Source organism: Paraburkholderia dipogonis, assembly GCF_046027395.1.
Taxonomy (GTDB): Bacteria; Pseudomonadota; Gammaproteobacteria; order Burkholderiales; family Burkholderiaceae; genus Paraburkholderia; species Paraburkholderia dipogonis_A.
Map to the genome: position 1 here is coordinate 142,174 of NZ_JAQQEG010000009.1, position 26,638 is coordinate 168,811.

Genomic DNA, 26,638 nt, shown 5'->3' on the forward strand with positions numbered 1-26,638 from the left:
CCATGCCAAATGCAGTTGCTCCACGCCGGTCCGCCGTGTTGTCCAATCTCCTGCGCCGCAACCTGGCCGGCGCGGCGCTGGCCTTGTCGCTTGGCGTCGCGCCTCTTGCGCATGGCGCCGACCCGAGCGCCGCGCCGGGTGCGGGCATGTCCGGCGCATCCGGCGCATCCGGCGCGTCGAGCGCCACGGCACCGGCAACATCCACCGCGTCAGCGCCCGACGACACTTTCCTGCTCACCATCTTCCTGCGGCACGACGAGTCCAAGCCGCTGCCGAAGATCAACGACCAGTTGCGCGCACAAGGATTCTTCAAGACCTTTCCGCCGCCCGGCATCGAAGTGGTGTCGTGGTACGTGATGATGGGCATCGGCCAGGTGGTCACGCTGCGCGTGCCGGCGAGCCGCCTGCGCGAAGTCAACCGGGCGATCGAAACCACCGCGTGGGGCGGCTATCGCACCGAGTTTTATCCGACCTACGACTACAAGGCGCAAGCGCAGCAAATGCGCGCAACGGACGGCAAGTAGCGTGCTGTACGCCGTCAGTTGTCCGCCAACGGTATGGTTTGCAATTTTGGGATGCGGTGGCGCGGGTTTACGCGCCCGCGAGCTAAGCCGATAATGCCCCGGTCGTTCCGGCCACGAAGTTTGCGGCGTGCATTGTGCGTCGCAGGCTCGCTTTTCCTGACCCACCGCCCCTCGTGTTAAAAACCTCACGTTTTTTCGATCTGCTGCGCATTCCTGGCTTCAAGCCGCTCGCCGCCGCGACGCTCATGCTCGGTGTGGCGATGTCGTTCACCGCTCCCTATCTCTCCCTGTTCGGCGTCGAGCGCGCCGGCATGACACCGTTCAGGCTCGGCGTCTTCATGACGCTGATCGCGGCGAGCGGAGTGCTCGCCAGCACCTTCGCGGGCCGCTGGAGCGACGCGAGCGGGCGGCACCGGCCCTTGCTGCTGGCCGCGCTGATCGCCGCGGCGCTCGGCTATCTGTGCTTATGCGTCGTGCGTGACTACCGGCTGCTGCTGGTGGTTGGGATCGTGTTTATCGGCGCGGGCGGTTCGGCCATTTCGATGGTGTTCTCGTTCAGCCGCGCGGCCTTGCCGGTGGCCGACCCGGCAGAGCGCGTGTTCGCCAGCGCGACCTTGCGGACCATTCTGTCGGCGGCGTGGGTGTTTGGGCCATCGGTGGGCGCGCTGGTGCTCGCCGCCAGCAGCTTTTACGGGCTCTTCCTGTTCGCCGCCGCCAGTTTCGGCGCCTGCGCGACGATTGTGTGGCGCATGCGGGAGCCGCAGGGCCATCTGGGCGATCACACGGTGGAAGACACGGCGTCGGAGCCGTCGGCCTCGATCACCGTGCCGCCGCTGACCACGCCCGGCGAAGAGGCGCATGAGGACTTGCCGGGCGTCGCCTCGGCCAACGACATCGGCCGCGCGGTCGCCGCGCTCACCTTGCTCGGCCTCGCCGCGAACGCGACCATGATCGTGCTGCCGCTTTATATCGTGCACGGGCTGAACGGCACGCATCTGGACGTGTCGGTCATGCTCGGCCTCGGCGCCTTGATGGAGATTCCGATGATGCTCGCGCTCGGCGCGAAGTCGTCGGCGCTGCACAAGCCCAACTGGCTGGCCGCCTGCGCCGCGGTGCACGCGGTGTATTTCGTCGGCATGTCGCTAGCGGGAAGCGTCCACGTGCTGATTCCGATGCAGATGCTCAACGCCTTCGTGGTCGCCGTGACCTCGTGCCTCGGCATGACCTATGTGCAGGATCTGATGCCGCACTCGCCGGGCCGCGCTACCGCGCTCTTCTTCAACGCGGCGCGCGTCGGTTCGATTCTCTCGGGCGTGTTGTCGGGCTTGCTGGTGCAGGCGTTCAGCTATCGCGGCACGTTTCTGTTCTGCGGCCTGCTGGCGCTGTGCGCGCTGGTGCTGTTCGCCGTGCCGGGCGATCGCTATCCGTTGATGTGGAATGCCATGAAGCGTTTTGCGCGTTCGCAATATGGCAAGCTCCAGGCACGACAGCGGCAGCGAGAGCGCTAGACGCGCCGGCTCCAAAGGCAAAAAACGAACTGTAAGAAGGCAGTCAGCCGAATCGAAGCCTGTGCGAGCGCCATGCCGCGCGACCCGGCGCAAGCTCACGTGCCAGGAACTTTACGCCGCGCAAAACCTCTGCAAAAAGGCGTATCGTCTTTCGATGCACGAGGCGATGCCCATTTCGCTGCAAGAGCGAATCAGGGCTGCTACCGTGTGTCCGGCGCACGCGAAGATACCCCACTACAGTAAGCTTAGCCACGCGCAATCCCTGACGCCGCGACTGAAGCGCTCAGCGAAAACGCAGTAGAGCCGCAGTAGAACGACGCAAATCATCGAAGCAAATCCAGCAGCGCAACGAGGCACTTTCCGGAGCGAGATATGCAGCTAGGCATGATTGGATTGGGACGCATGGGCGCCGACATGGTGCGGCGCCTGACGAAGGGCGGTCAGCACTGTATCGCCTACGACGTGCAGCCGGCGGCGGTCGAGAAGCTGAAACAGGACGGCGTGGCGGGCGCGGCGTCGCTGGAAGACCTCGTCGCGCAACTCGAGAAGCCGCGCGCCGTGTGGCTGATGGTGCCCGCCGCGGTGGTCGACATCACGCTGGAGAAGCTCGTGCCCTTGCTGGAGCCGGGCGACATCGTGATCGACGGCGGCAACTCCTATTACCACGACGACATCCGCCGCAGCGCGGAACTGGCCGAGCGCAAACTTCACTATGTGGACGTTGGCACGAGTGGCGGCGTGGCGGGCCGCGAGCGCGGCTACTGTCTGATGATCGGCGGCGAGCCGGAGATCGTGAAGCGGCTCGAACCGATTTTCGCGACTCTCGCGCCGGGTGCCGGCTCAGAGCCGGCCACACCGGGCCGTGTCGCCGGCTCGAGCACCGCGGATCAGGGTTTCCTGCATTGCGGGCCGCAGGGCGCGGGGCACTTCGTCAAGATGGTTCACAACGGTATCGAGTACGGCATGATGGCCGCGTATGCCGAGGGCTTGAACATTCTGCATCACGCCGACGCCGGCAAGCACGCGCGCGAGGCCGACGCCGAAACCTCGCCGCTGCGCCGCCCCGAGCTGTACCAGTACGATCTGAATCTCGCCGACGTCACCGAGGTCTGGCGGCGCGGCAGCGTGATCAGTTCCTGGCTGCTCGATCTGATCGCCGGGTCGCTCGTTAGCGACGTCGATCTGAAGAACTACGCAGGACGCGTATCCGATTCGGGCGAGGGGCGCTGGACCGTGGCGGCCGCTATCGACGAGGGCGTGCCCACGCCGGTGCTGAGCGCGGCGCTGTTTGCGCGTTTCAGCTCGCGCGGCGAGGCGGATTTCGCGAACCGGGTGCTCTCGGCCATGCGGAATGATTTCGGTGGCCACGCCGAGAAAGCGGCCACGCCGTCCGATAAGCCGAAAAGCTGATTCCAGGGAGCCGCGATGCCAGCCACTACCTCCACGCCGCACGACGTCGTATTTCTGTTCGACTGCGACAACACCTTGCTGGACAACGATCATGTGCTCTCGGATCTGCGCGCGCATATGATGCGCGAGTTCGGCGCGGAAGACAGCGCGCGGTACTGGGAAATCTTCGAGAACCTGCGCACCGAACTCGGCTATGCCGACTACCTGGGCGCGCTGCAGCGCTATCGCTCGGAGCATCCACGGGACACGCGGCTTCTGTTGATGTCGTCGTTCCTGATCGACTATCCGTTTGCGAACCGCCTGTATCCGGGCGCGCTGGATGCGCTCCGGCATGTGGGAGAGCGCGGTCCCACAGTGATCCTCTCCGACGGCGACGTGGTGTTCCAGCCGCGCAAGATCGCCCGCTCAGGGCTATGGGACGAGGTCGAAGGGCGGGTGCTGATCTACATCCACAAAGAGCTGATGCTCGATCAGGTGATGGAGTGTTATCCCGCTCGCCACTATGTGATGGTCGACGACAAGCTGCGCATTCTCGCTGCGATGAAAAAGGCTTGGGGCGCGAAACTGACGACGGTGTTTCCTCGCCAGGGACACTATGCATTCGATCCGAAAGAAATCTCCAGCAATCCACCGGCGGATGTGACGGTGGAGCGGATCGGGGAGTTGGCGGAGATCGACGTGGAGTCGCTGTTGGCCGAAAAACGCTAGAGGGCTCGCGGCGCTCGTGCGTCTCCATGTACGTGTCATGTAGATGGCGAGCGAGAGCGCCGCATGCAAATAACGGTTCGCTTTATGAACCGAGTTCCTTCAGGCGCGCTTGCGCATCGCCGGCGCCCATGCGGCCCGCTGCATCCAGTGCCGTCACGCCGTTCGCATCGCGGGCCTGCGGGTCCGCGCCATGCGCTATCAGCAATTCCATGATCGCCGTGCGATTGAACATCGCCGCAATCATCAACGCGGTGCGTCCGTCCGGCGACGCCCCTTCGACATCCGCGCCATGCGCGAGCAAGGTCTCGATCACGGTGTCGAAGCCCTTGAACGCCGCGCCTGCAATCGGCGTTTGTCCGTTGTCGTTCCGCAGATTGGGATCGGCGCCGTGTTCGAGCAGCGTGCGCACGGCGTCCGCGTGACCGTGGTAGCTGGCGAGCATGACGAGGCTGTCGCCTTTGTCGTTGCGCAGATTCGGTGGTACGCCTTTTTCGATCACCGCCGCGAGCATGGCGGCATCGCCGCTCCGTGCGAGGTCGAAAACCTGCTGCGCCAGTTCGAGCAGTTCCGGGTCGATCGGCTGGCCGGAGGGCGGGGAAGTATCAGCGTGGTCCGTCAATGGAGTCTCCTTGCAATCAGGCTGGGCGCCCAGGTCTCGAAGGCCGGCGAGCATACGTTAGAAGGCGCCGCAAAAGATTGCTCAGCATACACATTTTGCACCGGCGGCGCGCGCGCTGGCGCTCAGAGGTGCCCGAACAGAATGACCAGTAAGCCGAACACGCCGGTCAGAACGGCGAGACCCGCGAACAGCGACACGAAGGTGAGAACGAGGATCAATGGCGCTTTGAGGCGGCTTGGTATCGGCATGATTGAGCGTTCAGATAAGGGGTGAGCATTGCGGAATGAGCCAGATGCGGTCCGCCTTTGCGCACGCGGCGTCGGCAGCTTGAACGCATTGAATCAGTTTGGGCTTAAAGTCTATCCGATGCCGCGCGAAGCTGATTGCCGCCGCTGCGCAGTCGCAGAAGGATCAAGCTTTGGACGATTGCGTCGAACCATGCGGCCCGCTTCCTGTCACACTGAGGCTCACCGGCAAGAGCGCTAAAGGCCGCCGCCAACACGGGTCGTTGCCCGTACGCTTTTCTTATGTCGTCTGCATGACAGGATGGCCGATCTCGCTGATTTCTTTCGCGCCGGCCGCCTCACGAATCACCGTTGCCGCATCCGCCAACCTGCCTGACAGTCCTTTTCAAGGAGTGACGCCATGGCTGAAGCAACCTCCCATCCCACGCCGCCGCAAACTTTAGACGCCGACACGTTGCGCAACATGGATCGCTACTGGCGGGCCTGCAACTATCTGTCGGCCGGCATGATCTATCTGCGCGACAATCCGCTGCTGCGCGAACCGTTGAAGCCCGAGCACATCAAGAACCGCCTGCTGGGCCACTGGGGTTCGGACCCGGGGCAGAGTTTCCTGCTCGTGCATCTGAACCGGCTCATCAAGAAGCTCGATCTGAACGTGATCTACGTGGCCGGTCCCGGCCATGGCGCGCCGGCCACGCTGGCTCATTGCTATCTGGAAGGTCATTACTCGGAAATCTACCCCGACCGCAGCCAGGACGAAGCCGGCATGCAGCGCTTCTTCCGGCAGTTCTCGTTTCCCGGCGGCATCGGTTCGCATTGCACACCGGAGACGCCCGGCTCGATTCACGAAGGCGGCGAACTCGGCTATAGCCTCTCGCATGGCTACGGCGCCGCATTCGACAACCCCGACCTGATCGTCGCCGTGATGATCGGCGATGGCGAAGCGGAAACCGGCCCGCTCGCCACCTCGTGGCACTCGAACAAATTCCTCAATCCGATCCGCGACGGCGCGGTGTTGCCGGTGCTGCATCTGAACGGCTACAAAATCGCCAATCCGACCATTCTCGCGCGCATTCCCCGCGAGGAACTCGAAGCTTTGCTGACCGGCTACGGCCACAAACCGTATTTCGTCGAAGGCGACGATCCCGCCGTCATGCATCAGCAGATGGCGGCGACGCTCGAACAGTGCATCGGCGAAATCCGCGCGATCCAGCAGCGCGCGCGTGAAAGCAACGACGCGTCGCGGCCGCGCTGGCCGATGATCGTGCTGCGTTCGCCCAAAGGCTGGACCGGCCCGAAGGAAGTCGACGGACACAAGGTAGAAGGTTCGTGGCGCGCGCACCAGGTGCCGGTGCTCGATCCGGTGACCAACAGCAAGAGCCTGAAGCTGGTCGAAAACTGGCTGCGCAGTTATGAGCCCGAGACGCTGTTCGATGAAGCAGGGCGCCTCGTGAAAGAACTGCACGAACTCGCACCCACGGGCACGCGCCGCATCAGCGCCAATCCGCATGCAAACGGCGGTCTGCTATGCAAGACGCTCGACATGCCACCGTTTCGCGATTACGCAGTGGCGGTGAAAAAGCCGGGCGGCTCGTACACGTCGCCGACCGAGGTGCTCGGCAAGTTCCTGCGCGACGTGATGCGCAACAACATGACGAACTTCCGCGTGTTCGGCCCCGACGAGACCGCGAGCAACAAGCTGACCGCGATCTATGAAGCGTCGGAAAAAACCTGGCTCGCGCAGACCGAGCCGAGCGATGCGGACGGCGGCGAACTCGCGGTAGACGGCCGCGTGATGGAAATGTTGAGCGAACACACGCTCGAAGGCTGGTTCGAAGGCTACGTGCTGACCGGCCGCCACGGTTTGTTCGCCACGTACGAAGCGTTCGTCCACGTGATCGATTCGATGTTCAACCAGCACGCCAAGTGGCTGGAGAAAGCCAAGCGCGATCTCGGCTGGCGGCAGCCGGTGCCGTCGATCAACCTGCTGATCACGTCGCTCGTGTGGCGTCAGGATCACAACGGCTTCACGCACCAGGACCCCGGCTTTCTCGATGTCGTCACGAATAAAAGCCCGGACGTGGTGCGCATTTATCTGCCGCCGGACGCGAACTGCCTGCTCAGTGTTGCCGATCATTGTCTGCGTTCGCGCGATTACGTCAACGTGATCGTCGCCGACAAGCAGCCGCATCTGCAGTATCTCGACATGGACTCGGCGGTCACGCATTGCACCAAGGGCATCGGCATCTGGGACTGGGCGTCGACGGATCAGGGCGTCGAGCCCGACGTGGTGATGGCCTGCGCGGGCGACATCGCGACCATGGAGGCGCTCGCCGCCGTGCAGATTCTGAAGGAGCAGTTCGCCGACCTGAAGATCCGCTTTGTCAACGTGGTCGACCTGTTTCGCCTGATGCCCGAGCATGCGCATCCGCACGGCCTGTCCAATCGCGATTTCGATTCGTTGTTTACCGCGACCAAGCCGGTGATTTTCAACTTCCACTCGTATGCGTCGCTGGTTCACAAGCTGACCTATAACCGCACGAATCACGACAACCTGCACGTGCACGGCTATCACGAGAAGGGCAACATCAACACGCCGCTCGAACTGGCGATCATCAACCAGGTCGACCGCTTTTCGCTGGCGGTCGACGTGATCGATCGCGTGCCGAAGCTGCGCGGTGTCGGCGACCATGCGAAGGAATGGTTGCGTGGCCAGATCATCGAGCATCTGGCTTATGCGCATGCCGAGGGCATCGATAAGGAAGAAATCCGCAACTGGACGTGGAAAGGCTGAGCGAGGCATGGCCATGCACACTGAAAACAGCGCTGACGATCGAACGATTCTGGTGTTGAACAGCGGTTCGTCGTCGCTGAAGTTCGGGCTGTTCAGGCACGCGGGCGATGACGAATCCCTGTTGCTGGAAGGCAGTGCGGAAGGCATCGGGCGCGACGACGGCAGTCTGCGGATCAAGGCGCCCGATGGCCGCGTGCTGGTGCAGCAGGAGCGCGTGCTCGAATCGCAGATCGACGCGTTGCAAAAGCTCGCGCAGGTGCTCACGGAACAGCACCATGCGCGGCCTTCGGCGGTGGGGCATCGGGTGGTGCATGGCGGACCGCATTTGCGCGCGCATCAGCGCATTACCGCCGATGTGCGCCGTCAATTGCATGATGCCGTGCACTTCGCGCCGCTGCATATTCCGCCGGCGCTTGCCTTGATCGACGAGGCCGAGAAAATTTTCGACGACGCGCCGCATTTCGCCTGTTTCGACACGGCGTTTCACGCGACGTTGCCGCCGCGCGCGGCACACCTTGCGTTGCCGCGCCGTTATGCGGAAGCCGGCGTGATGCGCTACGGCTTTCACGGGCTCTCGTACGAATCGCTGGTGACGCGGCTCGGCGCCGCCTTGCCGGCGCGCGCGGTGTTCGCGCATCTCGGCAACGGTTCGAGCGTATGCGCGCTGCGCGACGGCCAGTCGATCGATACGTCGATGGGTTTGACGCCGACCGGCGGCGTGCCGATGGGCACGCGCAGCGGCGATCTCGACCCGGGTGTGCTGCTGTATCTGATGCGCGTGGAGAAGCTCGATGCCGGCGCATTGGAGACGCTGCTGAATCGCCAAAGCGGCCTCGCCGGTTACGCGGATGGCGAAAGCGATATGCAAGCGCTGGAAAAACGTGCCGCGGCGGGCGATGCGAATGCGTCGCTGGCGCTCGACGCGTTCGCGACCGCCGTGCGCAAAACCGTCGGCGGCTATGCGGCGTTGCTGGGCGGAATCGATTTGCTGGTGTTTACCGGCGGCATCGGTGAACACAGCCAGGAGATTCGCCAACGCGTGTGTGACGGGCTGGCTTTCATGGGGCTAACGGAAAACGATCCGGCGGGCAAGGTGAGGGCGATTCACACCGAAGAGGAAAAGCAGATTGCGCGGCATTGCCGCGCGCTGCTACGTCAGGCAACGAAGGGCTGAACTCATTTGGCCTTGACTACGGTGTAATCCGACACGCCTGTTACGCCGAACAGACGCGTCACGTCTTCGAGCGCCGCGGCGCGTTGCTGATCGCGTTGCAGTTCGCCGCGTAGCGTGATGCGGCCGCGCGAGACGTGGACCTGCACGGCGTGTTCGGGGACCGCGGCGTCCCAGGCGAGACGCCGGGTCGCCTCGGCGGCGATCTGCGCGTCGCTCAGGCGTGCGCTGTCTGCCTTGCGTTTCGCGGAGTGGGCATGTGGCATGGGTTCTCCACAGAAGTGATACGAATGGGAGAACACTAGCAGATGGGCGGGATTTTGCATTTGGCGACGGCAGTCATATCGAGCGACCCCCGCCAGCAAAACCCCTATGGCGAGCCTACTGAATCGCGCCTGCCAACACCTGCGCCGTCGCGGCCGACAACGTCCAACCCAGATGTCCATGCCCGGTGTTGTAGAACACACCGCGCCGTTTGCCACGGCCCACCTTGGGCAGCATGCTCGGCAGCATCGGCCGCAAGCCCGCCCACGGAATCACGCGCGAGGTCGACACCTCGGGGAAATACCGCCGCGTCCAGTCCACCAGCGGCGCGATCCGGTCCGAACGGATATCGCGGTTGAAGCCGTTGATCTCCGCCGTGCCGGCTACGCGAAAACGATCCACGCCGAGCCGGCTCGTGACGATCTTCGCGCTGTCGTCGAGCAGGCTGACCCACGGCGCGCGCTGCTGGCTGAGTTCGTCATCGAGACAGACCGTGATCGAATAGCCTTTGACGGGGTAGATGTTCACGTGGTCGCCCAGCATCGACGCGAAATCGCGGCTCTTCACGCCCGCGCACACGACGATCCGCTCGAACGCGAACCGCTGCGACTCGCCTTCGAGATCGACCATCAGCGTAAAGCGGCCGTCGGCAGGCTGCTCGATAGACGTGATCTGCGCGTCGTAATGAAACTCGACGCCGTGTCGCACGCACGCCTGAGCGAGGCCGCGCGTGAACTTGTGAATATCGCCGGTCGAATCGGAGGGCGTGAAGAAGCCGCCGTAAAAATCGCCGTGCAATGTGGGCTCGATGCCATGCAGTTCGCTCGCCGTCACCGGATTGCGGTCGAGCCCGCCTTCGCGCAGCAGTTCGTTCACCTTGCTCGCGGCGTCGAATTCCTTGCGGGTCTTGTAGATGTGCAGAATGCCGCGCCGCTCCAGATCGAAGTCGATGCCCTCGGCCTCGGCGATCGAAAACAGATGCTCGCGCGCGGCGATGGCGAGCCGCACGGTTTCAACGGTGTTCGCCCGGTAGTGCGGAATCTCGCGCAGGAATTCGCCCATCCACGAGTACTTGTGCCAGGTGGGCGTGGGATTGAGCAGGAGCGGGGCGTCGCGCGTGAGCATCCAGCGCAGGCCTTTCATGACGGTGGCCGCGCTGTTCCACACTTCGGCATTGCTGGCGGACAACTGGCCGCCGTTGGCGAACGAGGTCTCCATCGCCGCATAGCGATGGCGCTCGAAGACGGTGACGTGGTGGCCGCGCTGAGCGAGGGCGTGAGCGGTCGTGACGCCGGTAATGCCGGCGCCGATGATGGCGATTCGTGACATGACATGGTCCAGAGTAGTTGAGCATCACCGGTGTCGATTTCGTGTCGAAACCGGCGTCGATGCCCCATCTGTCCATGTACCTGAGAGTTTCTTCCCCGCGGCAGCCGGGCCCGATGCGAGCCGTGTGCGGGGAATCCCCTTCGGTGGGCGCACAGGTTATCAGTGCGCCGCTCTCCAGATGTTCCTGCTGCGCGGTCCTTTTGCCTGAGAGTTTCCGGGGCGGTTGCTCCGTCGGCGTCGTCACGAACGTCTGACGATCTCTCCCGCGCTGCATTGCAGAACGGCTCGACAATACCGTCCAAAAAATTCCGCCGCAAGTCTTTCTTGCGATGCACTGCGCAAGCGGTGGTCTGAAACGGCCTGAGTGGAGATGAAGGCGGAGCATGCGCCGCTACGAATTTTCGAGCCCGTATGCCGCGCCGGAATGGCCGGCATCGGCTATATTTGGCGGCACCGCCCAACCTTCATTTACAGAGGAGAACGCCGTGCCCGCCTTCACAACGCTGCTCGCCTTCGGCCTGGTCTCGCTCGGCATGGTGCTCACGCCGGGTCCGAACATGATCTATCTGATCTCGCGGTCACTCTGCCAGGGACGTCGCGCGGGTCTCATATCGCTCGGGGGCGTCGCGCTCGGCTTCGTGTTCTACATGTTCTGCGCCGCGTTCGGCATCACCGCGCTGCTGTTGACGGTGCCGTACGCGTACGACGCGTTGCGCTTCGGCGGTGCGCTCTATCTGCTGTATCTGGCGTGGCAGGCGGTCAAGCCGGGTGGCCGTTCGCCGTTCCAGGTCCGCGATCTGCCGCACGACAGCCGCCGCAAGCTCTTTACCATGGGCCTCGTCACCAACCTCGCGAATCCGAAAATCGCGGTGATGTACCTGTCGCTGCTGCCGCAGTTCATTTCGCCGGGGCACGGCAGTGTGCTCTCGCAGTCCATCGCGCTTGGCTGCGTGCAGATCGTCATCAGCGTGACGGTCAATGCGCTGATCGCGAGCATGGCGGGTTCGATCGCCGTGTTTCTCGGCGGCCGGCCGGTGTGGCTGCAGGTGCAGCGCTGGCTGATGGGCACCGTGCTCGCGGGACTCGCGGTACGCATCGCGCTCGATTCGCGCCGCTGAGCTGTCTCGAGGCGCGCTATCCGTTGCCTGATGAGCCAGCCCCGTCCCCCGAACCTCTGAACACCCAGCCATTGAACAGCGCCCCGCAGAGCATCAACGCGCTGGTGATGAGAAACACTGCCTGCATGCCGAAATGCGCGCCGGCAAAGCCGCCTGCGAGCGGCCCCGCCACCTGTCCCGCGTAATTCGCCGAAGTCGCGTAGCCGAGTATGTAGCCGGCCGAGCGGTCGGGCACGTTGTGGCGGATCACGCTCGTAATCGACGGCAGCAGGCCGGCCAGCGCGAGGCCCATCAGAAAGCGCAGCGCCACCAGTTGCCAGCCGCTCGTGACGAACGCCTGCGGCACCAGCAAGGCCGCGCACACGGCGAGACACGTCACGATCACCTTGGGCGCGCCGATGCGGTCGGCGAGACGGCCGACACGCGAAGCCGCCAGCACGCTGCCCAGCGCCGAAGCCGACATCACGAAGCCCGACACCAGCGTCACATGCCGTGCGTCGTGCACCAGTTGGCTGACATACACGGTGATGATCGGCTCGATCGACATGTTGGCGAACATCAGCAAGCCGGCGGTAAACAGCATCGCCAGCACGGGACGCAGGTCCGGCACAGTGGCCCAGCCGGTCGGCGTATCCGCCTCGTGCGCTTTGCCGCGCGTGCGCTCGACCGGTTGCTCCTTGACGAGCAGCGTGGTCGCGATGAACGCGCAGAAGATCATCGCGCCGGCAATGAAAAATGTATTGCGGATGCCGATCAGCGGCGGCAGGGCGCCACCCACCAGCGGGCCGACCAGACTGCCCGCCATCACGCCCGAAGCCAGCGTGCCGAGCGCCCAGCCGGTGCGCGAGCGCGGCGTCTGCGTGGCGATCATCACGGTCGCGCCCGACGCATAGCCGCCGACGAGACCCGCCAGAAAACGCAGCCCCACCAGTTGCCAGACATTCTGCGCGAGCCCGAGCAAGGACATCACGATGGCCATGCCGAGGCTCGCGCGAATCAGGATCAGCTTGCGTCCGTAGCGATCGGCCATGCGCCCCCACAGCGGCGACACCAGCGCGGCGGCGAGGAACGTCGCGCCGAACGCGACGCCGGACCACTGCACGGCGGCCGCGGCTGTATGGACGCCGAGCTGCTGCACATAGAGCGGCAGGAAAGGGAGTAGCAGGGTCATCGCGACGATGGTCGTGAACGAGCCGAACAGGCAGACATAGAGATTGCGCTGCCAGTGGGGCGCGCCGTCGGTGGGAGTGGCTGAACTCATCGAGGCAGGATGGGAAGCGGGCGAATGACGTCGGGCCGCGGACGCGGCGAAAAGCCGATTGTGCCTGAGAGCGGGCAATCGGGCCGGTGAAGCGGGCAGGGGCGCGGCCGACCAATGGGCCATCGAGCGACGCAGTGAGGGCAAACCGATAACATTAACCGACGAACTCTGGTGCCGCCCGGACGATGCGGCCATGAATCCTGGTATGCTGACTATTGCGCCATTGCGCCATTGATCTCGCACCACGCACGTCCCGCATTTCTCACCTTGAACACAGAGGCACGCCCATGTCCGACTTTCCCATCGACAACCCGTTTCTCGAATCGCTCGGCGTTCGTCTCACGCAATGGCGCGATGGCTACGCCGAACTGCTCATGTCGATCGACGCGAGCAAACTTAATCGCCAGGGTGTGCTGCAAGGCGGCGCGATCGCGACGTTGCTCGACGCGGCCGCAGGCTACGCCGGACTCTTTGCGGCAAGTGGCGCACCGGCGCGGCATGCTTTCACGCTGTCGCTGACCACCAATTATCTCGACAAGGGACTTGGCGAATCGGTCACCGCCAAGGGTTTTTTAGAGCGCGCGGGCCGCTCGATTTTCTTCTCGCGCGGCGAGGCCTGGGTGGACGGCAAACTGCTGATCGCCAGCGCGCAGGGCACGTTCAAGTATTCACGGACGACTTGATACAGGGGCTCACAGCGCCTTGTACATGATGGTGGTCGCATCGTACTCGTGGCTATGCGTGCCACGCGCGTATCCCGGGATCACGCCGGCCGTCCGATAACCCAGTCCGGTATAAAGCGGCTCGGCGTGGTCGCCGGTGCGGGTGTCGAGCGTGAGCAGGCTGCGCTGCAATCCATGCGCATGGCGTTCGAGTTCCGTCATCAGCGCCCGCGCGATGCCCTGACGGCGGAAGCCTGGATGGACCAGCAGCTTGCGCACCTCGGCGCGATGCCGCTGATTCGGCATCGTGTCGTAGTCCAGTTGCACGGTGCCCGCGATCGTCTCGCCCCGGCGCGCGACCAACATCACCAGCCCGCCGGCACGCAACGAAGACAGCACCTTGCCGCGCCAGAACGCTTCGCTCTCGTCGACACTACACGGCATGACGAAGCCGACGCTGGCGCCGTCATGCACACAAGCGCGCAGCAGTGCGCCGAGTTCGGGAAGATGGCGCACGAGGTCGTCGGCGGTGAATGGGGTGATGGTGGTCTTGCTCATACTCTGGCTCACACGATGAAGAGAATGTAGCGGGCCGCGCTATGCGCGGGCGTCACGAACGCGCTGGGCCCGAACAGTTGATAGCGCAGGCAGTCGCCCGGTTGCAGGTCGTGGCTCTGGCCGTCGACGGTGATTTGCAGTTGCCCTTCGAGCAGGATCAGATGATGTTCGAGGCCGGGCCGCGGCGACGCGTCGTAGGTGATGCGCACACCCGCGTCCAGTTCGCATTCCAGCGCCTCGCCGCTCAGCGCCTGCGCAGGCGGCGACACCGAGCGCCGCCGGAAACCGACGCTGGTATCGGTCCAGAGCGGCTGGGCGTCGCGCGGCACGAGCGGCGCGAAGTCTTCTTCGACCATGTGCATGAGTCGCGACATCGGCAGGCCGTACGCGACGCAGAGTTTGCCCAGCACGCTCGCCGTCGGGCTCACGGCGGCGTTTTCGAGGCGTGACAGCGTCGCGCGGCTGACGCCGCTGAGTTTGGCGAGGTCGTCGAGCGACCAGTTGAGCTCGGCGCGCAGCGCCCGCAGACGCTGGGCAATGCGACGGTCGATGGCGTTGTCATCGGAAGACGTGTTTTCCATCTTAGGGAAATTATCTCTAATATGGGATTTGGTCAATAAGGAAAAAATGCGCGAGCCGTCCGGCCTGTCAGGCGACTCCACTTACTCGCGCCGGGTCATGCGTAGCGTCGGCGTGTCATAACCCAACGCGCGAACGCGCTGAGATCAACGCGTCTTTCACTCTTGCAGCGCGTGTGGCACCACGCTCGAGAGAATCCACAGACAACGCCCGCTCGGCTCATGCCACACGGCCTCATGCGCCGCTCTGCGCAGCGGAGATTCATACACCTGCGCAGCCTCAGCCGTTTATCATAGTGCCCACAAACCAGAAAGCGCCGCCCGGCTGTGCAGCGGTAAAGCACATCATCCACGAGACCCGGCGGCTCATGCCGCGACATCACTTATGAATTCCACTCCCGACGCTTCTTCCCGTCCTTCGATCCGTGCGTTGACCCTGCTTGAAGGACGCGTGCTCGGCGTGCTCGTCGAAAAGCAGCACACGGTGCCGGACAGCTATCCGCTTTCGCTCAACGCGCTGACGTTGGGCTGCAACCAGAAAACCGGCCGCGCGCCGGTCATGAACGCCACTGAAGCCGAGGTGCTGACCGCCGTCGACGGCTTGAAGCGGCTGAGCCTCGCGATGGAAGGCAGCAGCAGCCGCGTGCCGCGCTTCGAGCACAACATGAATCGGGTGCTGGGGCTGCCGAGCCAGTCGGCGGCGCTGCTTACCACCTTGCTGCTGCGCGGCCCGCAAACCGCGGCCGAATTACGCCTGAACAGCGCGCGCCTGCATGGCTTCGCGGATATCTCGTCAGTCGAAGCGTTTCTCGACGAACTCGCGGCCAACGACCCGCCGCGGGTCGCGAAACTCGCTCGCACGCCGGGCGAGCGCGAGAACCGCTGGACGCATCTGCTATGCGGTGAGGTGAGCGCGAGCGAGTTGGCGCAGCCGGGTGCTGAAGACGACTCGGTGCCGCTGTCCGCGTTCGAGGCGGTCAAGGCCGAACAGAAGCGTCTCGCCGATGAAGTGAGCCGGCTGCAGATCGTGGTCCGCCGCATGGCAGCGGAGCTGGGTATCGATGCAGCGGATCTCACTGCGGGAGAGTGAAGCCTTCAGGTATCGCGCTTGCGCTGCGGATCCGTTGACAGCGTCCGCTGCGTGCGATAGAAAACCCGCGGCGGCACATTGGGCGAATCTTCGGCAAGCCGGTCGAGTTCGTCGCGGATCGCGGTGAGGTAGTGGCCGTCGCGCGCATCGGCATCGCCCGCGAAGATCGCTTCGAGCCTGCGGCGCACCGCGCCATAGCGTGCGCCGGCCGCGCGATGTTTCTCGGCGCGCTCGGCGTAGCGCAGGAACGTCTGCAACGCGGCCGAGACCGCGGCCGTCACGCTCACGAGGCCGATGAAAATCCTGAGTCCCGGCGCAACCGCGGACACATTCAGCGATGCAAACACCGCTGTGCCCACGAAGGCGGTCAGGGCGGTCACCAGCCAGCCGACCTGGCGGTCGCGCGCCGACAGCAGGTCAGCCATGTCGTAATGGCTCATCTGGGATTCGCGCGCTCGCCGGATCCATTTCAGCAGAAGCTGGTTCTCGTCGACCGGAGGCTCGTAGGCAGGCAGATTCTTCATGTCGCTCGTCAGGGCTGTTCGGTTGCGCAAGCTTAGCGCATGCGTCTGACGATACTGTGCCACATGAAGCCGGCGACCCGCGCGGCAACGGTCCTTATGCTGTTGCCGTGGCCGCTTCGGTCGCCAATACCGCTTGCCGCGCCACACCGAAGCGCTCGCTATGCGCGTTGCCGTTCAGGTAAAAATCACCGATCGCGGCCTCGCGAATGATCGCGGGATTGTGCGACGCCAGCACGCGAGCATTGCGCCAGTAGCGATCGAAACGGCGTGTCTCGCTGGTCGCCGATGCGCCGCCCACTTCGAACAGCAGCGTCGCTGCTTGCAAAGTCTGCTCGATGGCGATCTGTTGCGCCTGGAAGGTCTGGATGTCGAGGTTGATGTAGGTCTGTTCGTTGGTGCGGCCTTCCTGCCGCGCGACCGACACGTCATCGATGGCACGCGCGAGCGACGCGCTGATGCTCTGCGTCGAGTAGGCCAGGCTCGCGAGGCGGCCGACCACGCGATGCACGAGCGGATTGTCACGCGGACTCGATTCGCCCGGAACACCGAACGTGCGGGTTTTGGCCTGCGTGAACGCGACTGCATCGCGCAACGCCGCGCGGCTGATCCCCGCGAGGTTCGCGACATGCAGCGCCTGGTAGTAAGCCGTGAGCAGGCTGTTGCGACGCGGCTCGGAGGCGTTATAGCGACGGTAGAGGTTGTCGAGCGAGACCGGCACATGGGTGAAGCGCGCCGTGCCGCTGCCCGTGAGCCGTTGCCCGAAACCATCCCAATCGTCGATGCGTTCGAGGCCCGGCGTGTCGGCTTTGACGAGCACACGCACATCGCTCTGGCCGTCGTGCGCGGTGACGTCCACCCAGTCCGCGTAGAGCGTGCCGGTGGTGTAGTACTTCTCGCCGTCGAGATGCCAGGCGCCATCGGCCTGCGTGAGACGCACGCTGTTGTTGGTGACGCCGGTGCGCTCGGACACCGCGCCACCGACTATCTGACCTTGCGCAACACGCGTGAGCCAACGGTCGCGCAGCGACTCGTCGCCTTGTTCCAGCAGCGATTCGATAAAGCCGCCATGCACGCGCAGGATTTGCGGCAGATTCGAATCCGCTTCGCCGAGGCGGGTAACCAGCGCGAAGAACTGCGCAAGCGAGATGCCTTCGCCGCCGTATTGTTTGGGCACGCGCAGTTTGGTGTAGCCGGCTTCGCGCAGCCACTCGACGGGCGCATAAGCGAGTTCGCGATGCTGCTCGCGTTCGACCGCGCCCGCGGCGATACGCGCGAAAACCGGCGCGAAGCGGTGGGTCAGCGGGTCGTCGCCGAAAAGTTGCGCGGCGTCGGCGATGCTGCGATCGGGATTCGTTGCTAACTCAACTGCGGACATGGGTTCTCCGAAACGGGATGCGCGCGAAGCGCAATCAGAGAACGTTAAGGGACGCGGCAGGGTGCTAGCAACGAAGTATTTGGCCGATTCTTAGCAGCAGGAGTGAAATGGTTTTGGCGTGCGCCGAGGCAAGCGGACGGCTTATTTCAATCCCGCCACCGCACGCCTGCGCGCCAGCAATCGCACCGCGAGCAGACACACGCCCATCACGGTCAGCGACAACACCGTCGTCATGGTGCCCAGCGCGTAGATCACGGGCGTGGTCACCGACGTGGTGAGACCCTGAAGCTCGAGCGGCAGCGTGTTCTGATCGCCGATCGCCTGCGACGTGCGGGCAATCTCGTCCCACGAGAGCGTGAAGCCGAACATGGCGACGCCCACCACCGACGGACCGATGATCGGCAGCACCACGTGCCGGAAACTCTGCCATGGCGTCGCGCCCAGATCGCGCGACGCTTCTTCGTAAGCGGGATTGAAGCGGTTGAACACCGCGAACATGACGAGCAAACCGAACGGCAGCGTCCATGTCAGATGCGCGCCGAGTGCCGAGGTAAACAAGCCCATCGAAGTGGTGTAGCTGTCGGCGAACGACTGATAGCCCCACGCGGAAGCGAAGTACTTCACGCCGTTATCCAGCAGACGGAACGTCAGGCCGATGCCGAGCGACACGATAATGGACGGCATGATCAAACTCGCCACGGAGACATAAAACACCGCTGTATCACCGCGAAACTTTCTGCGAAACGCGAGGCCCGCCGCGACGGAAAACAGCACCGTCAGCACCGTGACCGCGAACGCGAGCCGCACGGAGCGTCCGAACGCCCCCCAGATATCGACATCGCCCACACCGTCGCGCAGCATGGCGAACCAGTGCAGCGACACACCGCGCATCGGAAAGGTGAGGCCGCCCTCAGGGCCCTGAAACGACAGAATGAAAATCGTGATCACGGGTCCGTAGAGAAACAGCACGAACAGGCCGAACAGCAGCGCGAGCCAATAGAAACTCGCCGGACGGCGTTCCCGATGTTTGAGGCGAACGGCCTGCATCTTCACAGCTCCTTGCGGATGTCGACGACCCGCGTCAAACCCCACACGATCATCAGCACCACGGCGAGCAGCATGATCGCGTTGGCGGCTGCTGCGGGAAATTGCAGGTAGCCGGTTTGCACCTGAATGATCTTGCCCACCGATGCGATCTGCTGGCCGCCCATCACGCCTACGGTCAGGAAGTCGCCCATCACGATCGTGATAACGAAGATCGAGCCGATCACGATGCCGGTTTTCGACAGTGGCAGGACCACGTCACGCACCACTTGCCAGCCGCTCGCGCCGGCATCGCGCGCGGCTTCGAGGAGCGATCGGTCGATCCGCATCATCGCGTTGAAGATCGGCACGATCATGAAGAACGTGTAGAGGTGAACGAAGGCGAGCACCACCGAAAAGTTCGAATACAGCAGCCATTCCAGCGGCTGATCGATCAGATGCGCGCCGAGCAGGGCCTGATTCACGAGACCGTTGCGTCCGAGCAGCGGCATCCACGAAATCATGCGGATCACGTTCGAAGTCCAGAACGGAATCGTGCAGACGAGGAACAGCACGGTCTGCATGCTCGTGGTGCGCACATGGAACGCGAGGAAGTAGGCGATGGAAAACCCCAGCAGCAACGTCACCGTCCACACGATGGCGCAGAACTTGAGTGTCGACCAATATGTCTTGACCGTGACGCAGACGTCGGTGACCGACGAACAGCCGTTGAAGATCGCCGCGTAGTTCTTCAACGTGAACGCGGGAATGATCTGGTATTCGTTGAAGTCCCAGAAACTGACGATCAGCGTGATGACCAGCGGCACGATGAAAAACAGCAGGAACGTCAGCGAGAGCGGCGTCGCCTGCAACCACGCTGGCGCTCGGCGGTGTTTGACGGGCTCGTCCCGCGCGTGCGAGGAAAGGTCGATCGTTGCCATGGGCGTATTTCTAGACAATGGACTATGCGTTCATTCGGACAGGTGGTGACAGCCGGCGTGTCGCGTGCCGGCTGTCGTATCGAACCGCGGCGCCGATCAGGCCGCGATGAACTCGTTCCACTTCTGGACCATGTAGATGTTCTCGTCCATCACCGCGTTCCAGCAGGCAATCGCGCCCATGCGCTGGTTGTACGAGCCGCCGTCGCGCACGGTGCCGGTTTTTTCGAGCAACTGGCCGTCCGGCGCCTTGATGTCCTGCGCAGCCGGTTTGCCTTCGATCCAGTAGTCCCACTCGTAGGGCTGCATGTGCGTCTTCGCTGTTTCCAGCACGCCCGAGTAATAGCCCTGACGCATCAGATAGGCGCCCGCCCAGCCGTCCTGGAACCAGTTGACGAACTCGTACGCGGCGTCGAGCTTCTTGCCTTGCAGCGAGCGCGGAAAACCGAAACCCGACGCCCACGAACGATAGCCTTCCTTGAGCGGCTGGAATTTGCAGGCGACACCCATGGTGCGGACTTTCGTCACGGCGGGTGACCACATCGACTGGATCACCACTTCGCCCGAGGCCATCAGGTTCACGCTCTCGTTGAAGTCCTTCCAGAACGCGCGGAACTGGCCGGCGCGCTTCGCTTCGATCAGGATCTTGATGGTCTGATCGATCTCGGCCTTGGTCATGTTGCCTTTGTCGCCGTATCTCATGTGACCCATCGCCTCGATGGCCATGGCCGAGTCCATGATGCCGATCGCCGGAATGTTCAACAGAGCCGCTTTGCCCTTGAACTGCGGATTGAGCAGTTCCGCCCAACTGTCGACGGGCCGCTTGATCAGGTCGGGGCGAATGCCGAGCGTGTCCGCGTTGTAGGTGGTGGGAATCAGCGTCATCCACTCGGTGGGCGTGGCGGAGAATTCTGTGGAGCGCGGGCCGTTGAGAAACATGACCTTCTTCGGCGCGGTGCCTTGATCGCCGATCTTCTTGCCGTTGACTTCGCCACGCGTGAGCACCGGCGTGATCTTGTCGGCGAGCTTGATGCGCTTCGCGTCCATGCCGGCCAGCGTGCCGGCCGGAATCAGCTTCTTGAGCGCGAAATATTCGGTGTCGACGATGTCGAACGAGTTCGGCTGGGTGATGATGCGTTTGGCGACGTCGTCAGTGGTCACCGGCACGTATTGGATTTCGATGCCGGTGTCTTCCTTGAATTTCTTCGCGATGTCGGCGCTCTGATTGACCGCCGTGCCGAGGTAGCGCAACGTGATTTTTTCCTGCGCGTGCACGTACGGAAAACCGGCAATGCCGGCCGCCGCCACCGCGCCCTTGATGAACGTGCGGCGCGACAGGCCTTTTTCCTTCACATCCGTTGCGGCCGCTGCCGGGCTTTCGTTCGCTTCACTCATTGCTTTCTCCTCAGTTGACGTTCGATTGACGTTTGGTTATCGCTTGTTCGAAGTTGCAGTCACGACGGGATGACGCGCGTTCGATACTCACGCCGCGAGCGGATGCGCGTCCCGCTCTTCCCACCAGACCACCACGCGTGCCTCGGGACCGAGCCGCGCCGGGTCGTAATCGCCGTCGCTGACGAGCGAGACCAGTTCGGGTGAACCGTCGAGCGGATCGAGCGTCACGCGTAGATGCGTGCCCTGATATTCGGCTTCACGCACTGTGCAAGGCACGCCGCCAATGCGCGTCATGCCGTTGTCGCCGCTCGCGTTCTGCACCGGCGTAATGCCATGCGGCACGACGCGCAGATGATCGGCGCGCACGGTAAACGACCGGCCATGGGTATTGAAGACGTTGTGACCGCCGAGAAAGCGCGCGACGAATTCGGTGCGCGGAAGGTTGAAGACTTCATGCGGTGTGCCGCTTTGCTCGATACGTCCATGGCTCATCACCACGACGAGATCGGCGAGCGCCATCGCTTCTTCCTGCGAATGGGTGACGTGCACGAAGGTAATGCCGAGTTCTTTCTGCCAGCGCTTGAGTTCGGCGCGCATCTGCACGCGCAGAAACGGGTCGAGCGCGGAGAGCGGTTCGTCGAGCAACAGGCAACCCGGCTGATTCAACAGCGCGCGGGCGAGCGCGACCCGTTGCTGCTGGCCGCCGGAAAGTTGGGCCGGTTTGCGTTCGGCGTACGCGGACATGGCGACCAGTTCGAGTAACTCTGCAGCGCGCTTGCGCCGCGCGTCTTTGCCGATGCCACGCATCTTCAGGCTGAACGCGACGTTGTCGAGCGCGCTCAGATGCGGAAACAGCGCGTAGTTCTGGAACACCATCGCCGTGCCGCGAGCAGCGGGCTCGGCGCGTGTGACGTTGCGGCCGGCGATCAGAATGTCACCCTCGGTGACCGATTCATGCCCGGCGATCATGCGCAACGTCGAGGTCTTGCCACATCCCGATGGTCCGAGCAGGCAGCAGTACTGGCCGCCGGCGATGCGCAGATCGATCGCGTCGACGGCGAGCGAGTCGCCATATTGCTTCGACACGTGCACCAGCTCGATGTCGGCGGCTTTGGTTTCGAGCACCGTTGAAGCAGGCTGAATCATGAAGGGGTGTCCTCGTAATCGGCGAAGAGCGGGGCGCACAAAAACTGACACCGCGCCTGAACGACGCCAAGCAAATGCAAGACATGTGCCATCGTCTGCATCCTGATGGTTGATTGATTGCCGACGCGCCGGTGTGCTTAACGTCTACGAGTTGGCTCACATATTGCAAACGATCCGCAGCGTCGATCGTTAGCGATTCCAACGATTCTTTTGCGCGATCACGGTGCGTGCCGGGTCCGTCGCGGGGCATGAACTGACCATTCCGGTTCATGCGCTGATGCGGCCCGGCGCTTTCCCTCACCCACGGCTTCTTCAAATGAACGACACACGGAACATGTCCGCCGCGGAGAACCGCGCGCGTCAATTGCTCGCCACGCATGGCCGCTTCGCGTACCGCCCGATCACCGACGGCGACGCGTACCGCTGGCCAGGCGGCAGCGGACTCGCGGTCTATCTGGGCTTCAACATCGAACACTTTGCTTTTGGGGAAGGGCTCGGCGCCGCGCTCGGTCCGGTCTCGCCGCAACCGGATGTGCTGAACCATAGCTGGCGTGAGTACGGCAATCGCGTCGGTGCGTGGCGTTGCATCGAGTTGTTCGATCAACTCGAACTGCCTGCGGGCACACTCATCAATACGGCTCTCTACGATCACTGCCCGGAGTTGATCGCGGCCTGCGTGGCGCGCGGCGACGAACTGATCGGCCACGGCCACACGAACGCGCACCGGCAGAGCGATCTCGACGAAACCGGCGAACGTGAGCTGCTTCTGCATTGCCGCGAACGGATCGCGGAAGTGTCCGGCACGGCGCCGCAGGGCTGGCTTTCGCCGTGGATTTCGGAGTCGCATCTGACGCCCGATCTGCTTGCCGAGACCGGCTATCGCTACACGCTGAACTGGTGTCACGATGATCGTCCCGTGCGAATGGCCACGCGCGGTGCACCGCTGTGGTCGATTCCGTATCCGCAGGAACTCAACGATTTGCCGATGATGGTGGGCCGCCATATGGATGGCCGCGCCTTCGCCGATATGATCATCGACCAGTTCGACGAGATGCTCGAACAGGCCAATCGCGGCGCGCAGCCGCAGGCGCTGGTGATGGGCATCGCACTGCATCCGTATCTGATCGGGCAGCCGTATCGCTTGCGGCATCTGCGCCGCGCGCTCGAGCATATTGCCGCGGCGCGCGTTCGGGGCGACGTGTGGATCACCACGCCGGGCGCCATTGCAACTCATATGGATGTGCTGGAGCGGGACGGCCTTGTGCGCCCGGCCGTCGCGTGAACGCGAAAGCCGGCGCGGCCACCGCAAAGAAAGTCCCAAAAGACGACGCGGACCTCGACGCGCGCATCTACCAGTCGATCTTCGACGGCGTGCTGAATCATCGTCTGACGCCGGGCACGAAACTGCCGGAGCCCGAGTTGTGCCAGTTGTTCGGCGTGGGCCGGGCGGTGGTGCGGCGCGTGCTGGAAAAGCTCGCGTATGACGGCATCGTCGTATTGCGGCCGAACAAGGGCGCGGTGATCGCCGAACCCACGCCCGAGGAAACGCGCGAGATCTTCGAGGCGCGGCGCTCCGTCGAACGGATGCTGGTCGAGCTCGCCGTGCAGCGCGCGAACGCCAAGGACATCAAGGCGTTGCGCCAACAACTCGCGAGCGAACATGAAGCGATGCATCGCTTCGACCAGCCTTCCTGGGCGACGCTCGCCAGCGGTTTTCATATGCGCATCGCCGCGCTGGCGCGCAACTCGATTCTGCAAAACTATCTGAAGGAACTGGTCTCGCGCTGCTCGCTGATCGTCGGCGTGTATGAACCGCCGGGGCATGCGCCGTGCGAACACGCGGAGCATGCGGCGATCGTCGATTGCATCGAGGCGCGCGATGCAGCGGGCGCGATCGCGCATATGGAAGCGCATCTGCGCGACCTCGAAGAACGGATCGAAACCTCGCGGATGCGCGGCGAAAAAAGCCTCGGCCAGTTGCTCGGCATCACCGCATCAGTGACTCCCAACTAGGTGGCGGACATGGAAATCGACTTCGAAGCGATCACCGAATACCAGCGTTACAAGCTGATGGCGAGCCTGATCGTGCCGCGTCCAATCGCGCTCGTCACCACGCTCGGCGCCGACGGCACGATCAACGCCGCGCCGTTCTCGATGTTCAACATGCTCGGCGAGGAGCCGCCGATCGTGATGATCAGCGTCAACCGCGTGGCCGACGGCACGCTGAAGGACACGGCGGTGAATATCGTGCGCACCGGCGAGTTCGTGGTGCATCTCGCGGACGAAGCCATCGCCGGGAAAATGCATCGCTGTGGTGAAAGGCTGCCGCCGAACGTAAGCGAACTCGTCGAAGTCGGCTTGACGCCGGTGCCCAGTTCACACGTCAAGCCGCCGCGCATCGCCGAAGCGCCGGTCGCGTTCGAGTGCACGACGTGGGAGACGCTGGAGACGACGAGCCGGCAGATTTTCATCGGACGCGTGCATCGGCTGCACGCGCGGGACGAGTTGATCGATACGGAAACGTGGCGCGTGCGCTTGCAACACTATTTCCCGGTGGGCCGCTTCGGCGCGAGCGACTATGTGACGACGCGGGACCGGTTCACGTTAGAGTGACGCGCCGGCGCCCGTCGCGTCACACCATGAGCGCCCGGCCGTCGCTGCGAGGATCGTGCGCGCCCGTGGCCGCGCCGTCCGCGTCGATGCGAATCACGCCTGGATGCCCCGCTAACGGACTTTGCGCATCGATCGCGCTCACCTCGTGTCCGCGTGCGGCGAGTTCCGCGAATACGTCGGCACCGGCGTCCGCTTCGAGTTTCAATGCATCGCGCGTGTCGGAGAAAGTCTTGCCGAGCAGAAAGCGCGGACGGGCGAGGGCGGTCAGCGGGTCCATGCCGTAGTCGATCAACCGCGTGAGAATCGCGGCCAGCGTTTGCGGCTGACCGTCCGCGCCTTGCGTGCCGAACAGTAACTGCGGGCGGCCGTCCTTCACATACATGCCGGGGTTGAGCGTATGGAAAGGCCGCTTGCCCGGCTGCACGGCGTTGTGATGCGCGGGGTTCGTGCTGAACGACGCGCCGCGGTTGTGCCACAGAATGCCGGTGTCGCCCGCCACCACGCCGCTGCCCCAGTCGAAGTAGACCGTTTGCAGCACGCTCACGCTGCGGCCTTCGCGATCCGTCGCGCCGATAAATACCGTATCGCCCGGACGGAAAACATGCGGCCATGCGCGTGCTTTGCGCTGATGGATCGTGCGGGCGTGGGCGTCGAGCGTGGCGGGCGAGAGCATCTCGTCGACCGGCACGATGTTGAACTCGGGATCGGAGACGAAACGGTCACGATCCACGAACGCGCATTTAACGGCTTCCACCAGCAGATGATAGTAATCGGCGCTGCCTTCCGGAATCGATCCAAGATCGAAGCGCTCCAGCGTGCCCATGATCTGCAAGGTCGTCACGCCTTGCGTGGGTGGCCGCAGGCTCACCAGTTCGCCGCCGCGATAAGCGACACGCAGCGGCGCTTCGTTGCGCGCATGCGTGCGGGCGAGGTCGCTAGCACTGAGTGGCGAGCCGGCTTGCCGTAGACCATGGGCGATTCGCTCAGCCAGGTCGCCTTCGTAGCATTCGCGTGCGCCGAAACGCGCAATGCGCTCGAGGCTTTTCGCCAGCGCCGGTTGCATGAAGCGCTCGTCGATCGCGGGAATATGGCCGTGCGGCATAAAGGTTGCCGCGAAACCTGGCAACGCCTGCAATTCGTCGGCGCGCATGGTTTGCCAGAAATGCTGTGACGGCGTGACGGGAAAGCCGTCGGCGGCAAGTTCGAGTGCACGGTCGAACAGCGACGACCACGACTGCTCGCCGCCCCAGGCACTTTGACTGATCCCGTAAGCCTGATGCCATGTATCGACGGTCGCGGCGGTGGTGATCGCCGACGCGGGACCGCGCAACGGGATCGCACCGTTGAACGCCGGCAGTTGCGCCGCGGCCTGACCGATGCCCGATAGCGTGCGCATCGTCCCTTGCCGGTCGCCGATCACCCAGAAGGCGTCGCCGCCAAGTCCCGTGAAATGCGGGTACGTCACACACAGCGCCGCGCCGATCGCGATGGCGGCTTCGATGGCGTTGCCGCCCGCGCGCAGGACGTCGCGGCCCGCCTCGCTTGCCAGCGCATGAGGACTGGTGACCATGCCGCCATGCGTGCCGGCGGGTTTCAGATTGTGCATCGAGGCTCCGCTGCTGAAGGTTCGCCGGAAGGTGCCGCGAGTATAGATCGCCAATTTTTGGATGATGAGCCGTCGAGTAGCACGTAGGCCGGCGCGCTTCGCTAACGCTAAACACACCGGCGATGTGTGCGCGCCTGGCGATTCGGCCCGCGTGGCGAACCGCGTTGCGTCGTCGGATT

General features: G+C 63.8%; 26 protein-coding genes and 1 riboswitch. Of the genes, 12 read left to right on the forward strand and 14 right to left on the reverse strand.

Annotated elements, in window-relative coordinates:
* Window positions 1–2 precede the first annotated feature (2 nt).
* The 4 genes from PQR32_RS11605 (at window position 3) to PQR32_RS11620 (ending at window position 4,150) form a co-directional block, all read left to right on the forward strand.
* Window positions 3–524 carry a hypothetical protein gene (locus PQR32_RS11605; RefSeq protein ID WP_408226036.1) on the forward strand — a complete coding sequence of 174 codons (522 nt, stop codon included), beginning with the start codon at window positions 3–5 and terminating at the stop codon, window positions 522–524.
* Window positions 525–697: 173 nt separating this feature from the next.
* Window positions 698–2,032, forward strand: a complete 1,335-nt coding sequence (locus tag PQR32_RS11610) for a sugar efflux transporter (RefSeq protein ID WP_408226039.1) — start codon at window positions 698–700, stop codon at window positions 2,030–2,032.
* Between the two features lie 372 nt (window positions 2,033–2,404).
* Window positions 2,405–3,442, forward strand: a complete 1,038-nt coding sequence (gnd, locus tag PQR32_RS11615; RefSeq protein ID WP_408226042.1) for a phosphogluconate dehydrogenase (NAD(+)-dependent, decarboxylating) — start codon at window positions 2,405–2,407, stop codon at window positions 3,440–3,442.
* A gap of 15 nt (window positions 3,443–3,457) precedes the next feature.
* Window positions 3,458–4,150, forward strand: a complete 693-nt coding sequence (locus PQR32_RS11620; protein ID WP_408226045.1) for an HAD family hydrolase — start codon at window positions 3,458–3,460, stop codon at window positions 4,148–4,150.
* Window positions 4,151–4,232: 82 nt separating this feature from the next.
* Here PQR32_RS11620 and PQR32_RS11625 read toward each other — a convergent pair whose 3' ends face one another.
* Both PQR32_RS11625 and PQR32_RS11630 read right to left on the reverse strand, forming a co-directional pair.
* A complete protein-coding gene (locus PQR32_RS11625; RefSeq protein WP_408226048.1) occupies window positions 4,233–4,769 on the reverse strand; it encodes an ankyrin repeat domain-containing protein in 537 nt (178 codons plus the stop codon).
* Between the two features lie 122 nt (window positions 4,770–4,891).
* Window positions 4,892–5,017 (reverse strand): hypothetical protein, encoded by a 126-nt coding sequence (locus PQR32_RS11630; RefSeq protein ID WP_408226051.1) that lies wholly within the window; start codon window positions 5,015–5,017, stop codon window positions 4,892–4,894.
* 397 nt (window positions 5,018–5,414) lie between these two features.
* Between PQR32_RS11630 and PQR32_RS11635 the strand changes: the two genes are divergently transcribed.
* Together PQR32_RS11635 and PQR32_RS11640 are read left to right on the forward strand one after the other, a co-directional pair.
* Complete coding sequence (locus PQR32_RS11635) at window positions 5,415–7,808, forward strand: phosphoketolase family protein (protein WP_408226054.1); 2,394 nt, start codon at window positions 5,415–5,417, stop codon at window positions 7,806–7,808.
* A 13-nt stretch (window positions 7,809–7,821) separates the two neighbouring features.
* A complete protein-coding gene (locus tag PQR32_RS11640) occupies window positions 7,822–8,982 on the forward strand; it encodes an acetate/propionate family kinase (RefSeq protein WP_408226231.1) in 1,161 nt (386 codons plus the stop codon).
* A gap of 2 nt (window positions 8,983–8,984) precedes the next feature.
* On the opposite strand, the gene PQR32_RS11645 is transcribed toward PQR32_RS11640, so the two are convergent.
* Window positions 8,985–9,245, reverse strand: a complete 261-nt coding sequence (locus PQR32_RS11645) for a BON domain-containing protein (RefSeq protein ID WP_408226057.1) — start codon at window positions 9,243–9,245, stop codon at window positions 8,985–8,987.
* A 115-nt stretch (window positions 9,246–9,360) separates the two neighbouring features.
* A complete protein-coding gene (locus PQR32_RS11650) occupies window positions 9,361–10,572 on the reverse strand; it encodes a D-amino acid dehydrogenase (protein WP_408226060.1) in 1,212 nt (403 codons plus the stop codon).
* 182 nt (window positions 10,573–10,754) lie between these two features.
* A riboswitch (glycine riboswitch) is annotated at window positions 10,755–10,848 on the reverse strand.
* Window positions 10,849–11,057: 209 nt separating this feature from the next.
* Between PQR32_RS11650 and PQR32_RS11655 the strand changes: the two genes are divergently transcribed.
* Window positions 11,058–11,690 (forward strand): LysE family translocator, encoded by a 633-nt coding sequence (locus PQR32_RS11655; RefSeq protein ID WP_106308813.1) that lies wholly within the window; start codon window positions 11,058–11,060, stop codon window positions 11,688–11,690.
* A gap of 16 nt (window positions 11,691–11,706) precedes the next feature.
* Here the strand turns inward: PQR32_RS11655 and PQR32_RS11660 are convergent, their stop codons facing one another.
* Window positions 11,707–12,951 carry an MFS transporter gene (locus PQR32_RS11660; protein WP_408226064.1) on the reverse strand — a complete coding sequence of 415 codons (1,245 nt, stop codon included), beginning with the start codon at window positions 12,949–12,951 and terminating at the stop codon, window positions 11,707–11,709.
* Between the two features lie 287 nt (window positions 12,952–13,238).
* Between PQR32_RS11660 and PQR32_RS11665 the strand changes: the two genes are divergently transcribed.
* A complete protein-coding gene (locus PQR32_RS11665) occupies window positions 13,239–13,634 on the forward strand; it encodes a PaaI family thioesterase (protein ID WP_408226067.1) in 396 nt (131 codons plus the stop codon).
* A gap of 9 nt (window positions 13,635–13,643) precedes the next feature.
* Here the strand turns inward: PQR32_RS11665 and PQR32_RS11670 are convergent, their stop codons facing one another.
* Together PQR32_RS11670 and PQR32_RS11675 are read right to left on the reverse strand one after the other, a co-directional pair.
* The gene (locus PQR32_RS11670) at window positions 13,644–14,171 is read right to left on the reverse strand and encodes a GNAT family N-acetyltransferase (protein WP_408226070.1); all 528 of its coding nucleotides are present in this window, start codon (window positions 14,169–14,171) and stop codon (window positions 13,644–13,646) included.
* Window positions 14,172–14,179: 8 nt separating this feature from the next.
* Window positions 14,180–14,752, reverse strand: coding sequence for a helix-turn-helix domain-containing protein (locus PQR32_RS11675; protein ID WP_408226073.1), 573 nt, complete (start codon window positions 14,750–14,752; stop codon window positions 14,180–14,182).
* A gap of 382 nt (window positions 14,753–15,134) precedes the next feature.
* Between PQR32_RS11675 and PQR32_RS11680 the strand changes: the two genes are divergently transcribed.
* Complete coding sequence (locus PQR32_RS11680) at window positions 15,135–15,839, forward strand: YceH family protein (protein WP_408226076.1); 705 nt, start codon at window positions 15,135–15,137, stop codon at window positions 15,837–15,839.
* A gap of 5 nt (window positions 15,840–15,844) precedes the next feature.
* Here PQR32_RS11680 and PQR32_RS11685 read toward each other — a convergent pair whose 3' ends face one another.
* From PQR32_RS11685 to PQR32_RS11710, 6 genes are all read right to left on the reverse strand, one after another.
* Window positions 15,845–16,363, reverse strand: coding sequence for an SLATT domain-containing protein (locus tag PQR32_RS11685; protein ID WP_408226079.1), 519 nt, complete (start codon window positions 16,361–16,363; stop codon window positions 15,845–15,847).
* A gap of 94 nt (window positions 16,364–16,457) precedes the next feature.
* Window positions 16,458–17,738 carry an acyl-CoA dehydrogenase family protein gene (locus PQR32_RS11690; RefSeq protein WP_408226082.1) on the reverse strand — a complete coding sequence of 427 codons (1,281 nt, stop codon included), beginning with the start codon at window positions 17,736–17,738 and terminating at the stop codon, window positions 16,458–16,460.
* Window positions 17,739–17,879: 141 nt separating this feature from the next.
* Window positions 17,880–18,785 (reverse strand): ABC transporter permease, encoded by a 906-nt coding sequence (locus tag PQR32_RS11695; RefSeq protein WP_408226085.1) that lies wholly within the window; start codon window positions 18,783–18,785, stop codon window positions 17,880–17,882.
* A 2-nt stretch (window positions 18,786–18,787) separates the two neighbouring features.
* Window positions 18,788–19,702, reverse strand: coding sequence for an ABC transporter permease (locus PQR32_RS11700; protein ID WP_408226088.1), 915 nt, complete (start codon window positions 19,700–19,702; stop codon window positions 18,788–18,790).
* 96 nt (window positions 19,703–19,798) lie between these two features.
* On the reverse strand, window positions 19,799–21,094 hold the full coding sequence (locus PQR32_RS11705; protein ID WP_408226091.1) for an ABC transporter substrate-binding protein: 1,296 nt from the start codon (window positions 21,092–21,094) through the stop codon (window positions 19,799–19,801).
* An 87-nt stretch (window positions 21,095–21,181) separates the two neighbouring features.
* On the reverse strand, window positions 21,182–22,240 hold the full coding sequence (locus tag PQR32_RS11710) for an ABC transporter ATP-binding protein (protein WP_408226094.1): 1,059 nt from the start codon (window positions 22,238–22,240) through the stop codon (window positions 21,182–21,184).
* Window positions 22,241–22,556: 316 nt separating this feature from the next.
* On the opposite strand from PQR32_RS11710, the gene PQR32_RS11715 reads away from it, so the two are divergent.
* From PQR32_RS11715 to PQR32_RS11725, 3 genes are read left to right on the forward strand one after another with little or no spacing between them, the layout of a single operon-like run.
* Entirely contained in the window at window positions 22,557–23,522 is a 966-nt protein-coding gene (locus PQR32_RS11715) for a polysaccharide deacetylase family protein (RefSeq protein ID WP_408226097.1), read from the forward strand.
* The gene (locus tag PQR32_RS11720; RefSeq protein WP_408226100.1) at window positions 23,519–24,253 is read left to right on the forward strand and encodes a GntR family transcriptional regulator; all 735 of its coding nucleotides are present in this window, start codon (window positions 23,519–23,521) and stop codon (window positions 24,251–24,253) included. Before PQR32_RS11715 ends, PQR32_RS11720 begins: the two co-directional genes overlap by 4 nt.
* Before the next feature lie 9 nt (window positions 24,254–24,262).
* Complete coding sequence (locus tag PQR32_RS11725; protein WP_408226103.1) at window positions 24,263–24,853, forward strand: flavin reductase family protein; 591 nt, start codon at window positions 24,263–24,265, stop codon at window positions 24,851–24,853.
* Between the two features lie 19 nt (window positions 24,854–24,872).
* Here the strand turns inward: PQR32_RS11725 and PQR32_RS11730 are convergent, their stop codons facing one another.
* Complete coding sequence (locus PQR32_RS11730; RefSeq protein WP_408226106.1) at window positions 24,873–26,459, reverse strand: gamma-glutamyltransferase family protein; 1,587 nt, start codon at window positions 26,457–26,459, stop codon at window positions 24,873–24,875.
* Between the last annotated feature and the right edge of the window lie 179 nt (window positions 26,460–26,638).